The 13,216-nt window shown below is 71.1% G+C and carries 10 protein-coding genes; 4 read left to right on the forward strand and 6 right to left on the reverse strand.

What is annotated here, in order from left to right; genetic code table 11:
- The first annotated feature begins 153 nt into the window (after positions 1 to 153).
- From FRAQA3DRAFT_RS03710 to FRAQA3DRAFT_RS03720, 3 genes are all read left to right on the forward strand, one after another.
- Positions 154 to 2,370: an AAA family ATPase gene (locus tag FRAQA3DRAFT_RS03710; protein ID WP_009737733.1), complete on the forward strand. Its 2,217-nt coding sequence runs from the start codon at positions 154 to 156 to the stop codon at positions 2,368 to 2,370.
- A gap of 38 nt (positions 2,371 to 2,408) precedes the next feature.
- Positions 2,409 to 3,635: an McrC family protein gene (locus FRAQA3DRAFT_RS03715; RefSeq protein WP_157467081.1), complete on the forward strand. Its 1,227-nt coding sequence runs from the start codon at positions 2,409 to 2,411 to the stop codon at positions 3,633 to 3,635.
- Positions 3,636 to 5,555: 1,920 nt separating this feature from the next.
- Entirely contained in the window at positions 5,556 to 7,100 is a 1,545-nt protein-coding gene (locus FRAQA3DRAFT_RS03720) for a tyrosine-type recombinase/integrase (RefSeq protein WP_232291904.1), read from the forward strand.
- Positions 7,101 to 7,120: 20 nt separating this feature from the next.
- On the opposite strand, the gene FRAQA3DRAFT_RS03725 is transcribed toward FRAQA3DRAFT_RS03720, so the two are convergent.
- Positions 7,121 to 8,269 carry an acyl-CoA dehydrogenase family protein gene (locus FRAQA3DRAFT_RS03725; protein WP_009737737.1) on the reverse strand — a complete coding sequence of 383 codons (1,149 nt, stop codon included), beginning with the start codon at positions 8,267 to 8,269 and terminating at the stop codon, positions 7,121 to 7,123.
- Between the two features lie 124 nt (positions 8,270 to 8,393).
- Here FRAQA3DRAFT_RS03725 and FRAQA3DRAFT_RS03730 point away from each other — a divergent pair, with 124 nt between their 5' ends.
- Positions 8,394 to 9,077 carry a TetR/AcrR family transcriptional regulator gene (locus FRAQA3DRAFT_RS03730; protein ID WP_009737738.1) on the forward strand — a complete coding sequence of 228 codons (684 nt, stop codon included), beginning with the start codon at positions 8,394 to 8,396 and terminating at the stop codon, positions 9,075 to 9,077.
- Positions 9,078 to 9,204: 127 nt separating this feature from the next.
- Here the strand turns inward: FRAQA3DRAFT_RS03730 and FRAQA3DRAFT_RS03735 are convergent, their stop codons facing one another.
- The 5 genes from FRAQA3DRAFT_RS03735 to FRAQA3DRAFT_RS03755 all read right to left on the reverse strand — a co-directional run bounded on the left by FRAQA3DRAFT_RS03735 (position 9,205) and on the right by FRAQA3DRAFT_RS03755 (position 13,197).
- The gene (locus FRAQA3DRAFT_RS03735; RefSeq protein ID WP_009737739.1) at positions 9,205 to 9,636 is read right to left on the reverse strand and encodes a peptidoglycan-binding protein; all 432 of its coding nucleotides are present in this window, start codon (positions 9,634 to 9,636) and stop codon (positions 9,205 to 9,207) included.
- Positions 9,637 to 9,850: 214 nt separating this feature from the next.
- Positions 9,851 to 10,597, reverse strand: a complete 747-nt coding sequence (locus FRAQA3DRAFT_RS03740) for a DUF2889 domain-containing protein (protein WP_009737740.1) — start codon at positions 10,595 to 10,597, stop codon at positions 9,851 to 9,853.
- Between the two features lie 104 nt (positions 10,598 to 10,701).
- A complete protein-coding gene (ureG, locus tag FRAQA3DRAFT_RS03745; RefSeq protein WP_009737741.1) occupies positions 10,702 to 11,412 on the reverse strand; it encodes an urease accessory protein UreG in 711 nt (236 codons plus the stop codon).
- Positions 11,413 to 11,454: 42 nt separating this feature from the next.
- Positions 11,455 to 12,525: a tRNA (adenosine(37)-N6)-threonylcarbamoyltransferase complex transferase subunit TsaD gene (tsaD, locus tag FRAQA3DRAFT_RS03750; protein ID WP_009737742.1), complete on the reverse strand. Its 1,071-nt coding sequence runs from the start codon at positions 12,523 to 12,525 to the stop codon at positions 11,455 to 11,457.
- Positions 12,526 to 12,648: 123 nt separating this feature from the next.
- Positions 12,649 to 13,197 (reverse strand): Fur family transcriptional regulator, encoded by a 549-nt coding sequence (locus FRAQA3DRAFT_RS03755; RefSeq protein ID WP_009737743.1) that lies wholly within the window; start codon positions 13,195 to 13,197, stop codon positions 12,649 to 12,651.
- Positions 13,198 to 13,216 lie beyond the last annotated feature (19 nt).

The raw sequence follows: 13,216 nt of genomic DNA on the forward strand, positions 1-13,216 counted from the left end.
CACACTCCGTCACACTGTAGTCGTGCACAGACACAACGCTGGGCCACAGAGTCTCCAGGTAGCTGCCTTAGGTGAATAATCTGCCCAGGCTCGCGGCGCGGTGGGCCGCTGGCGGTACTGGGGGTGGCTGGGGTGCCCGTACGGATACAGGTCATGTCGCGGGTGATGCAGCTCGCCGTACGCTACCTGGTCTCGGCAGAGGCGCCTGTCCACCCGAGTCTGGTCTGGTCGAAGGTCCGGCAGCAGTATCCGGTCACCGACGAGCGTTACCCGACGGTCGATGACGAGTGGGCGGCGGCGACCAACGGGAAGACGACCGCGGAGCAGACGCTGCGCTGGACAAGCAGCGAGCTGGTCCGGGCCGGCTGGCTCGCCAAGACTCCTGAGGGCTGGCTGGCGACCGGAGTCGGCGAGTGGTCGCTGCGTGAGTATCCAGACCCTGTCTCCTGGCGCAAGGAGGCCGGGCGCCGGTATGCCGACTACCGGCGTGACAGGGATCAGTTCGACCTGGTCGAGGCGGAGCTCGCGGCCGTGCCGGCGGGCTACTGGGTTCGGGCCGGCGACCTGGCCGAAAGCGCCGATCTGCCGGCCGAACGTATTGTGCATTACCTGGTTGGGAGCCGGCCTGAAGGCTGGTTCCGTGCTCTTGACGTCGGCGGGCGGCTACCGAGGGATGCTCACGCCACGGAGCGAGAGCGAGCGGTGTGGCTGGGGCTCTTGGAAGCAGACGGCATCGACATCGTCACGGGTCGGGCCGATGCGTTGCGCCAGCTCGCCGGGGCGGACCTACGCGCTGTCGTCGGCGAGGCGGACGGCGGGGACGACGACGTCGCGGGCGTGCTGGAGACGGAGCAGGCGCGGCGCGCCTGGCTGGTTCGACCGCCATCCCGGCGGGACGCGGTCCGCGGCGAGTGGCTTCCGGATGCGGTGTGCGCGTTGCCAGTCGACCTGCTTCCCCAACTGCGGCCGGGAACGGGACGCAGCGTGGTGGCCGACGCGGTCGAGGCGACCTACCCGAAGCGACGGTCCGACCAGCGGCTGCGGCTAGTCGACGACATCTACGCGTTCCTCAGCCGGATCTCCATCGGAGATCTGGTCCTGACCAACTTCGGCGCGGATTTCTATGTTGGCGAGATCACCGGCTCGCCGTACTACTTCCGGAACCCGGAAAGTCCCGCCGGGGCCGTCCTCGAGCTACGGCGTACTGTCCGCTGGCGCAATCCGCGCGACCCGCTCGACTTCGCCGACGACCTCTCCGGCCCGCTCGCGGCCGCTGTCGCCGTTCCAGACCAGTCGGTCATCGATCTGAGCGATTTCCTGCCCGAGCTCGTCGGGCGTGTTCAGGGCGAGGCTCTCACCCTGAGCGGTTTGGCGGCGGGCGGCATAGTCAATGTCGGGGCAGGGGAAGCCCGAGGGCCATCCGCAGACCCGACCATGGCGGCGGCCGGACTCCTGAACGTCGGCGACGACAGGCTGGAGGCGTTGGCGGCGCGCCTGCACGTCGACGATGACTGGTTGCGGCGCTGCCTGCGCCTCCTGCGGCTCAAGCCACAGATGATCTTCCAGGGTCCACCGGGTACCGGGAAGACCTTCGTCGCGCGCGAACTGGCCCTGCACCTCACCGGCCAGAAGCGGGAGAACATCGCGTTCGTCCAGTTCCATCCTGCGTACAGCTACGAGGACTTCATCCAGGGGTACCGGCCGCGTGGCGAGGCGGGTGGTGACGGGTCGATCCGGTTCGAGCTGGTCTCGGGACCGCTGGTCCGCCTGGCGCAGGCGGCGGAGGAGCATCCCGACGAGCCGTTCTTCGTCATCATCGACGAGATCAACCGGGGTAACCTGGCGAAGATCTTCGGGGAGCTGTACTTCCTGCTGGAGTACCGCGACGAGGTCGCCTACCTGCTCTACCGGCAGGAAGACGGCCGTCCGTTCTCTCTTCCGAAGAACCTGTTCATCCTCGGCACGATGAACACCGCCGACCGGTCGATCTCCCGCCTGGACGCGGCCGTCCGCCGCCGGTTCCACTTCGTCACCCTCGACCCGGCGGAGGAGCCGACCCGGTCCCTGCTGCGCACCTGGCTCACGGCCCAGTCACTGTCTGCCCAGCCGGCGGATGTGCTCGACGAGCTGAACCGCCGTCTCGATGCGAAGGATGGCTTCACAGGCTCGCGCGTCGGCCCGGCGTACCTGATGAAAACCGAGTTGTACGCGGACGGCATCGATGCCGGACTCGACCTGGTCTGGCTGACGCAGATCGAGCCACTGCTCGAGGAGTACTTCTACGGCGATGACGAGACCGACGTGCACCACGAGTTCGGCCTGGACGCGCTGCGGCAGACTGCCATACCGCCACAGTCCGCTGGCGCCTGATGTCCAGCCCCGCTGCGCCCACACCGACCGGACGTTTGGTGATCGACCTGGCGGAGTACGGCAGCAAGGAGCACCGGCTTAGCCCCGGGCAAGTCGCAGCACTGAAGGGAGCCGACGCCGTAGAAGTGACTCCTCTCGGTGCGGGTCGATACAAGGTGAAGGCGAAGGCCGAGGTCGGCTCGGCGGCCTTCGGTACAGGTCCGGACACCGTGGTTGTGCGGATTCGCCCGAAGGTGACGATCGGTCGGCTGCTCTTCCTGCTCGGCTATGCCCAGGACAAAGGCACGTGGCAGAAGGAGGAGGTCGAGGTCGACGAGGCCGAGGACCTGCTGCCGGCCGTTGCGCGGTCCTTCACCCGTGCGATCCAGCAACGTGCCTTTGCCGGAGGTCTGCTCTACGGCTACCGGCCGGTCGAGGATGACCTGATGACGATCCGCGGCCGGGTCCGCTCCGACGAGATGCGCCGCCGCCACTGGTCCGGGCCCGCGATCCCCTGCGAGTACGACGAGTTCACCGTGGACATCGCGGAGAACCGGCTGCTCCTCGCCGCCGCCCGGCGGCTGCGTGCCCTCCCCGGCATCATTCGACCGACCAGGATGGCGCTTCGCGAGATCATCGACGAGCTCGTCGACGTCACCCCGCTTGGCCGTGGTGAGTCCCCACCGACGTGGACACCGAGCGCCCACAACGCTCGCTACTGGACGGCACTGGGCCTCGCCGAAATGATCCTGCGCGGTCACTCCTATGAGTATGGCGGCGGCGCAGGCCCGACGACCGTCCGGGTCGACGGTTTCCTGGTGACGATGTGGACGGTGTTCGAGGCCTTCGTCACGAAGGCTGTTCGCGACGCGCTCCTGCAGCCGCCAACCGGCCGCGTGCCGGGCCGCCACGTCACCTTCCAGGACGAGACCCACCACTTGGACCGGGCAGGTCTGGTGAAACTGAAGCCCGACCTCATCTGCTATCAGCAGGCCTCGACCGGCCGACGGGTCCCTGTTGCCGTCCTCGATGCTAAATACAAGATCGAGAAGAAGGCTGACAACCCCGACACGATCTACCAGTTGCTGGCGTACTGCACCGCCCTCGGCCTGCCCGCCGGTCACGTCGTCTATGCCGGCACCTCGACCGAAGTCCGCCGCACCTACACCCTCACCACCGGCACGACGATCACCTTTCACCCTCTGGATCTGACCGCCGAACTGTCCATCCTGCGCCGCCAGATCAACGAGATCGCCTCGCTCATGGCGCCAGCTCCAGGCGCGTAGTTCGCAGGTGAGACTGTTCCAAGATTAATTTTTCTGGGACGGCACGGCAGATGGGCGGATTATCGCCGAGGAGTCGCTGCCGGCGATCGTGGGTGTCCGTGCTGGAATCGCCGCCAGTGATTTACGGCCTCCCGACCTGGCCTGGATGGCTGGGGAACGCGGGGAGCGCTACAAGCACGCCTTCGACGACGAGGAGGGCGACCCCGACCTGCCGGTACCCGCCGGGCTGGGCAGCCTGACCGCACCCAGCGAGCCCTGGCGGACTCCCTCGTCCCCGACCTGCTCGCGAGCGCGGCCCAGGCCAGTTCAGCCGCGCCACAGATCAGGAAGGATTACTGCTCTGGCTGTCCCCATGGGCGGCGGATCACTTATACGTCGGAGCGTTACCGCCCCCCAAGCTCGACTGCCATGTGCGGGTGAAGGGGCCATCCCAGTCGACCGGGCGCAGCGGCGGGCAGCCGGGCGCCCGCGGCGGTTCCGCGGAACCGCCCGGCGGCGGCTCTGTTGGTTCCGGACCGGTGTCGGGGCCTGGTCGGGCCGGGGTCGGTCGGAGAACTGGACACGGTCATCCTGATCCCACTGCGCCCGTTCGCCGGGCGCCCGAGGGTGAGCCCGTACGGGGCCTGCAGGACGCGCGCTGACAGAACAAGTGGCGCATCCCCGAAGTCAGCGAGCCCCCAGTGCTCGGCCGGGTGAACTTCGGGTGCTGCGGCGAACGGCTCTCAGCGGGCCTGAGCGCAGCTCGGTGACCATCGCAGCGACCTCTTCGAACCGGTCGTCGGGAATCATCCGGGGACGGCCCGATCCGGCCGGCTTCGACCGCAGTCAGGTTTGCCGGCAGGAAGCAGGGATCGCGGGCCGCGGGCCCATAGAGGGCGCGGGGCAACGTCTACGGCGCGCCGCGGAACCGCGCTGCGGCTCCCGGCACCTTGACTTCCTCCCGCGCAACGGACCTGAACGGCCCGACTGTCCGATCGGTCAAGATAGTCATTCATGTTGACCTGGTCCCTCGCCATCTTCTGGATCATAAAATGAGGGTGGTGCCCGCCTCCTCCCGGCCGTTGGGTAGAGCAGCTAACTGGCCCCGCGGATCTCTGCTGCCGACGCGATGTCCTCGACCGTGGGCTCGGTAGACAGCAGAACCCAGTTGTGTTTAGGACACGTCTTCCTCGGGACGCGGGCCCAGGCATACGCGGTGCCGATCGGTCCGCGGGCTGGCGACTTGCCGGCGCTGCATCGGCTTCTGCGGCGACCCCAAACCGTACGGCCTTTGTGTCTCTGACCGTCACAGGAGCCGCGATGACGTCATTGGTGTCGATCAGATCGGGGCCGATCCTTGCGGTGCGGGGGGCGATGTCGGTTGTGGTGACAGCGGCGATGTCATCGCTGCTGATGCTGTCGGGCCATGCAAAGTTCCTCACGCCGGGCCGGCAGTGCCTCCGGTCACGTGCCGTCCATTGGTCAATCCGCGAGACGCCGGGGCCGCCCTCCGCGCTCACTCTCGGTAAGCTCAGAGCCAAGCAGTCCTGTTCCCGGGGCTTCGAACGGATCCAAGGGCGGCGGCGGGGTCCATCAGGGTCCGATGAGCCGGTCGGCGGGGTCCGGGCAGGGGAGGAAGTAGCCGGTTCGGGTCGATCAGCGGGTTCTGCTGACTCTCGAGCAGGTGCTTGTGGAGCTTGGCGGGCCGGACGGGCCGTTGCCGCGGTCGACTTGGTCTGACTGGCAGCGGAAGGGGACCGGGCCTAAGGTCATCAAGTTGCCGAACGGGCAGATCCGGGTCGCTCGTGACGATCTGAATGCCTGGCTTGACGGCCTGACCCGTGACCCGGCCCGATGAGCACCGGTACCTCCGGAGGGTCCGCTGGGAGCGGCGGGCTTGACGGGGACGGGGAAGAGCGGCGGATCTCGTTCGATGTCCGGGTGTGGGCTGTTCGTGAGGTGAAGGGGAAGAAGCGGTCGGCGTGGCAGGCTCGTTGGTCGGTTGCCGGGCGGCCGACGGCGAATGCCCGCTCGTTTGCCACGAAGGGGGCGGCTGAGGCGCGCCGGGCGGAGATCTTCACTGCGGTGAAGAAGGGGGAGGCGTTCGACGTCGTCACTGGGTTGCCGGTGCGTGAGGTGCTCGCCCAGCGGGCGGCGAAGCCGCCTCCGGCGCCGCGTTCATGGCTTGAGGTGGCGCGGGGGTTTACCGATGCGAAGTGGGAGGAGCGTCAGGCTCCTGGTAGTCGGCGTTCGATTGCGCAGGGGCTCAGCTCGATCACGGTTGCCCTATTCGACGCTCCCGTGCCGGCGGAGTTCGAGGAACTTGTCCGTGAGGCCCTGGCGGGCTGGTCGTTCAATACCGGCGTGCGCACCACGCCAGGCCGGGATGGTCGTAGCCGCGAGGTGCCGCCGCCTGACGACTGGGCGGGGGTGCTGGAGTGGATGGAGCGGCACAGCCGGCCGGTCACGGACCTGGCGGACCCGGAGGTCGCCCGCGCAGCCCTCGGGGCGCTGTCCCGGCGGATGGACAGCCGGCCGGCTGCGGGGAACACCATCGTCCGTCGGCGGCAAGTCTTCGAGATGGCGATCAAGTACGCCATGGCTCGTGGTGACCTCGATGCCAATCCGCTCACGGGGCTCGATTGGAGGCCACCGCGCAAGCTCGTCGCGGTCGACCGGCGCGTCGTCGTCAACGCCGACCAGGCGCGCCGCCTGTTCGCTGCCGTCGCCGAGCATGCTCCCGATCTTGAGGCCTTCTACGCCAGGATCTACCATGCGGCACTGCGGCCTGGTGAACTTCAGGAACTACGCCTCGACCAGCTGACCCTGCCCGAGTCTGGCTGGGGTGAGGCGTTGCTGGATGGCAACAACCCTGAGATCTCGCCTCGCTGGTCCGACGCTCCGGACGGGCCGCGTCAGCCTCGCGAGCTCAAGCACCGGGCGAAAGGGGAGACGCGGCCGGTGCCGTTGAACCCCCGACTGGTCGCGATCCTGCGCCGCCACGTCGACACGTTCGGCATTACCGCAGATGGGCGCCTTTTCCGGTCTGGAAAGGATGGACCGGTGAAGGCGATCCGGTACCTGGCGAGGTGGCGGCAGGCCCGCGAGATCGCGCTCACACCAGCCGAGCAGGCGTCGCCGCTGGCGCGCCGGCCGTACGACCTGCGGCACGCCGCCATATCGGGCTGGCTGAACGCCGGAGTCCCGGTCACCCAGGCCGCGGAATGGGCAGGCCATTCCGTCCGGGTATGCATGCTCGTCTACGCGAAGTGCATCGCCGGCCAGGACGAGGCCGCCCGGCGGCGAATCGACGCTGCCCTGGCCGCCGAGAGCGACACGCCCGTGGTCCCGGCGGCTCCGGAGGCGGCGGATTCTCATCCACGTCTCATCCACAGCCAGCCGGAAACGACCGGACTGGACCGGACACCGCCGGGCATCACCCCGGCAGTGCCCGAACCGCCGACCGGTCCCGACTTGGAGTTCTGACCTGCGAAAACAGCCTCTGATCAGGAGCGGGCGAGGTGGCGGCTGATCACCAGGCGCTGGATCTGGTTGGTTCCCTCGAAGATTTGCATGATCTTGGCCTCGCGCATGTAGCGCTCGACCGGGTAGTCCTTGGTGTAGCCGGCGCCGCCGAAGACCTGGACGGCGTCCTCGGTGACCTTCATGACCGCGTCGGTCGCGACGAGCTTCGCGATGCTCGCGGCCTTGCCGGCGGGCAGGCCGGCGTCGCGGCGCCGGGCCGCGGCCAGCGTCGTCGCCCGGGCCGACTCGACGGCCGCGGCCATGTCGGCGAGCAGGAAGCCGAGGCCCTGATGGTCGATGATCGCCTTGCCGAACGCCTGGCGCTCCTTGGCGTAGGCGACCGCGTCGTCGAGGGCGCGCTGGGCGAGGCCCACGGCGGCGGCGGCGATGCCGAGTCGCCCGGCGTCCAAGGCCGCCAGCGCGATCCGCAGGCCGTTGCCCTGCGTGCCGATGAGCCGGTCGGCGGGCACCGGTGCCTCGTCGAAGCCGATCTGGGTCGTCGGGGAGGCGGTCAGGCCCATCTTGCGCTCGGGGGGGTGCACGTCCATCCCGGCGGTGCCGGCGTCGACGAGGAAGCAGGAGATGCCGCCGGAGCGGTCCGTCGAGGTGCGGGCGAACACGGTGTAGAAGTCGGCGGCGCCGCCGTGCGTCACCCAGGCCTTCGTCCCGGACAGCCGGTAGCCGCTGTCGGGGTCGGGGCGGGCGGCCGTCGTCATCGCCGCCGGGTCGGAGCCGGCGTGCGGCTCGGACAGGCAGTAGGCGCCGAGCAGCTTGCCGGACAGCAGCCGGGGGAGCAGGGCGGCGCGCTGGTCGTCGGTGCCGTGGTAGGCCAGCGGGAAGCAGCTCAGGCTGTGCACGCTCACCCCGACGGCGATCGACGCCGAACGGTAGGCGATCTCCTCCAGCACCTGCAGGTAGACCTCGTAGGGCTGGCCGCCGCCGCCGAACTCCTCCGGGTAGGGCAGGGCGAGCAGCCCGGCGTCACCCAGGATGTGAAAGACCTCGCGGGGGAAGTGGGCCCTGGCCTCGTCGTCGACGACCCGGGGCTCGATCTCCTTCTCGCCGATGGTGCGGACGAGGTCGATCAGCTCGCCGGCCTCGGAGGAAGGGAGTAGGCGTTCGGCCGCCATGGCGTGCCTCCAGGGATCGCACCGAGGAACGGGGAGTCGTCCGGCGCGTGCCGTGCGACGCAACGCCAACGGTACCGCACGGAGTACCTGGGTACTGTCCGGTGCTGGGGTAGATTGATCGATCATGACGGTGAACTGGGACGTCGACACCTGGTCGGCCGCGACGGCTGGTGGGCCGAGGACCAGCCGCCAGTCGGACCTGTTCGACGCCCTCGTGGAGATCTTCCTCGCGGAGGGGTTCGCCCGGTTCACCCTCGCGGACCTCGCCGGGCGGCTGCGATGCTCGAAGTCGACGCTGTACACGCTGGCCCACAGCAAGGAACAACTCGCCGTCGCCGTCGTGGTGCACTTCTTCCGTACCGCCGCCGAGCGGATCGACGACAGCCTGTGCGGCGCGCCCGACCCGGCCGACCGGCTCCGCCGCTATCTCGACGGGGTCGCCGCCGAGCTGCGCCCCGCCTCCGCGGCGTTCCGCGCCGACCTCGCCGCGTTCCCGCCGGCCCGCGCCATCTACGAGCGCAACACCAGCTTCGCCGCGGCGAGGCTGCGCACCCTGGTCGCCGAGGGGGTGGCCGCGGGCGTCTTCCGGGAGGTCGACGCGCGCTTCGTCGGCCAGGTCGCCACGCTCGCGATGGTCGGCATCCAGCAGGGCACGATCGAACGCGAGACGGGCCTCGCCGACGCCGACGCCTACGCCCAGCTCGCCGGCCTGCTGCTGCACGGTCTGGCCCGCCGCGACGGCGACGCTGCGGCCGGGCCGCCGATCCAGCCCGCCTCGGTGTTCACCGCGCCCGAGACCGTCGAGTAGGCGCCCACAGTTCTCCTGCTCGGCGGCCGCAGGCGACCGTCTGAGGGCGGGGATCCGACCGGCCCCCGCGAACTGCCGGTCGCGGGCGAGGGGCCGGTCGGTTCCGGGCGCCGCCTGGGCGGCGCGGTCAGCTGGCCCGGTCGCCCTTGGCCAGGTGGTTCCAGGTGGTGGGGCCGACCTCCCCGTCGACGACGGCGTGGAGGGCTCCCTGGTAGTGCCGCACCCAGGCGACGGTGCGCGGCCCGAACTCGCCGTCCACCGCCAGCTTCGGCTGGTAGTGGGGGTCGAGCGTGTGGGAGGCGTCCTGCACGGCGTGGACGGCCTGGCCGCGCGAACCGGACCGCACCGGCACGATCAGCACCGGCCAGGTCCGCTGGCCGACCTGCCCGTCGGGCGTCAGCCGGTGCCGGGTCTGGAAATCGCGCACGGCGGCCGCGGTCCGCGGTCCGTACGCGCCGTCAACCGGGACGCGCAGGTCGTGCGCGCCGAGAAGATACTGCACGAGCTGCACGGTGAGTCCGGCATCACCGGGCTTCTGAATGGGCCAGACAAGTGCCATGAGGAGGTCTCCCGCGTCGCGTGAGTGGAGGTGGATGGAGGTGGTTCGGAACACTTGTGAGACTGCGCTCAACCACCGGTTTCCGCCGCATTTCGTCGTGCTCGCGACACGCGGGAATCAGTCCGTGTTTCTCCTTTCTTGCGGCCGCCTCCGGCGCGGGAAAACGCCCCGACATGTCGGTCGGACGGCCGATGGTCCGCCGGTCGGGGGACGGTCAGCTCGGCTCGTACGCGGTGAGCGGCGGCGCGGGGTAGGGGTCGAATCCCGGGCGCCAGCCGGCGGCGAGTTTCCGCGTGGCGATGCCGTCGGGCGCCCAGATGTGGCAGCTTCCGGTGAGGGCGGCGGCCTGTCGCCCGCTCACCACGGGCGCCGAGGTTCCGGGCCCGTTCGGCGTTGCGCCGTCCGTCGAAGCAGGCCCGTCCGTCGATACGGGTCCCTCCGTCGATGCGGGTTCCTCCGGCGGGTGGACGTCCGTCGGGGGTCGGCGCCGGTCGTTCGTCTCGGCGTCCGTGGGGGACTGGCGCCGGTCCGGCGGCTCGGCGCCGGGGGTCAGGCCGCGGCGGCGGGCGTCGGCGGCGCTCAGCGTCGCCTGGATGATGGCGGGGCCGGCGGCGCGGGCGATCTCGTGCAGGTGCGAGCAGCCGTGCACGCCGGACACGGTCTCCCGCAGCGCGCGGGTGAATCCGCGGCGCACCGACAACCCGACGAGGCGGTCGAAGCTCGGCCTGATCAGCGGGCACTCGGTGTGCGGGAAGGCGTTCATGCGCGACTCGACGGCGACGATCGTCAGGTCCGCCGTCCGCACGTGCAGGGCGAGCTCCATGTCGTGCAGCAGCACCCGGGCCGGGTCGGGGTGCCAGGGCCGGGTGTCGCGCAGCCTCGCCTGGGCGACCAGCAGGTCGTCGACCTGGCAGACCTCGATGTCGATCGTCCTGCGGTGCACCGGCACGGCTGCTGTCATCGCGGCTCCCCTCGCGCTCGCCCCGCGGCCGGCGTCCGGCCACGCGAGCTGGTCCGGCGGTCGGACCGGGGCCGCTGCCGCGGGTCGTGACGCGGCCGCTCGGCTTACCCGGCGGCGGCCGGGGCGGCGCCTCGGGGGCCGTGCGGGGACAGGTCGGCGAGCTGGGCCCGCACCCAGGCTGTCACGTCGACGGCCGCGGGGTCGGCGCTCAGTGAGGTGAACAGCACCGGACGGCTGCCGCGGGCCGCCGCCGCGTCGCGGGCCATCACCCCGAGATCCGCGCCGACCAGGGGCGCGAGATCCGTCTTGTTGATGACCAGCAGGTCGCTGAGGGTGACCCCCGGGCCGCCCTTGCGCGGCACCTTGTCGCCGCCGGCCACATCGACGACGAAGATCTGCCGGTCGATGAGGCCGTAGCTGAACGTCGCGGTGAGGTTGTCGCCGCCGGATTCGACGAGGACGAGGTCGAGGGGGCCCGTGTCGGCCTCCAGATCCTCGACCGTGTCCAGGTTGGCCGTGATGTCGTCGCGGATCGCCGTGTGCGGGCAGCAGCCGGTCTCCACCGCGCGGATCCGCCGCGGGTCCAGCACCCCGGCGCGGCGCAGGAAGTCGGCGTCCTCGGTCGTGTAGATGTCGTTCGTGACGACGCCGAGGCGCAGGCTCGGCGACAGGGAGCGGCACAGCGCGGCGACGAGCGCCGTCTTGCCGCTGCCCACCGGCCCGCCGACGCCGATGCGCGGCGCCCGCCCGAGCGGCACCGGGCCGCCGCCGCCGTGCGCGTGCGGCGGGTGCAGTTCGTCGTGACCGAGGTGCATCGTCGGAGGTCTCCCGGGTGCGGTCGGACGGGGCGGCGGGCGTCAGGCGGCGCGGCGCGCCGGGTGCGCGACGCCGAGCTGGGCCTGGTCGAGGAAGGCGCCGGGCATCGCCGCGAGGTCCGGCCGGGACGGCGCCGCCCCCGAGCGCACCAGCAGATCGCCGAGTGCGGCGATCATCACCCCGTTGTCGGTGCACCGCTTGCGGGCCGGGATCCGCAGCCGGATGCCGGCCCGTTCGCACCGCTGCGCTGCCAGGGCCCGCAGCCGGCTGTTCGCCGCGACGCCGCCGACGATGAGCAGGTCGCCGATCTCGTGGTCGCGGCAGGCGCGGATCGCCTTGGCGGTGAGCACGTCGACCACCGCCTCCTGGAACGACGCGATCACGTCCCCGGCAGGGACGGTGGAGTCGGGATGGGCCTCCACCCAGCGGGCGACGGCCGTCTTCAGCCCGGAGAAGGAGAAGGTGTACGGCGAGTCGGTGCGGCCGGTCAGCGGCCGCGGGAACGCCAGCGCCGCCGGGTCGTTGCCGACCGCCTCGCGGTCGACCGCCGGCCCGCCCGGGTAGGGCAGGCCGAGCACGCGGGCGACCTTGTCGAAGCACTCGCCGGCGGCGTCGTCGAGGGTGTCGCCCAGATGGACGATCGGGTCCCGGGCCAGGTCACCGACGCGCAGCAGCGACGTGTGCCCGCCGGAGACGATCAGCGCGATGAGCGGGTCGGGCAGCGGCTCGCCGTCGACGAGGTCCGCGGCGAGGTGGCCGGCGAGGTGGTGCACGCCGTAGAGCGGCACGTCGAGGGCGGTGGCGTACGCCTTGGCCGCGGACACCCCGACGTGCAGCGCGGTGGCGAGGCCGGGGCCCGCGGTGACGGCGACGGCGCCGATGTCGGCCGTGGTCAGCCCGGCCGACGACAGCGCCGCGCGCACGCACGGGACCAGCGCCTGCACGTGTGCCCGCGCCGCGATCTCCGGCACCACGCCGCCGTAGCGGGCGTGCTGGTCCATGCTCGTCGACAGCGCCTCGCCGAGCAGGACGCCGTCGCGGACGAGGGCGACCCCGGTCTCGTCGCAGGACGTCTCGATGCCCATCACCACCGGGCTGGGCTGCACCGGCATCGTTTGTGGCCTCCCTCGGGCGATGGCGGACCGCCACCGCCCCTACCAGCGCTGTCCCGAACGAAGGGACAGATGTCTCTTCGGTGAGACTACGCCGGCCCCGGGCTGGCGAGTCAGCCCAGGTCAGCGTGGGTCGTCGACCGGGGGTTCCGCGGGCCCGGCCTGCGTGCTGTCGGCCGCGTCGGCGCAGGTCCGGCACAGGCCGGTGAGCGCGGCGTGATCGGGCTGGAGCCGGAAGCCGATCTGGCGGGCCAGCCGCGCGGCGACGTCGTCGAGCAGGTCGGCGGGAATGTCGCGGATCTCCCCGCAGCGGCGGCAGCGCACGTGCAGGTGGCCGCTGCCGGTCAGGGACGAGGCGAGATGGTAGACGGCGGGCCCGTGGTCGGGATGCACGTGGGTGACCAGGCCGAGGTCCCCGAGGGTCTCCACCGCCCGGTAGACGGTGGTGCGGTGCAGCCCCGGGACGATCGCGTCGGCGCGGGCGAGGACGTCGTCGACGGAGAGGTGCTCGCTGGTCTCGGCGAGGACCCGCAGCACCGCCCGGCGCGCCGGGGTCACCCGCTCACCGAGCGCCCGCAGCTCGGCGATCCCGGCCGCGGCCAGGTCCTGCCGGCCGGCGACGGCGTCTCGCTCGGCGGCACCGGCGGCACCGGCGGGCCGGCGGTCCTGCATGACGTCCACCTCCGGACAA

Origin of the sequence: Frankia sp. QA3 (assembly GCF_000262465.1) — a bacterium.
In the GTDB taxonomy this organism is placed as follows: Bacteria; Actinomycetota; Actinomycetes; order Frankiales; family Frankiaceae; genus Frankia.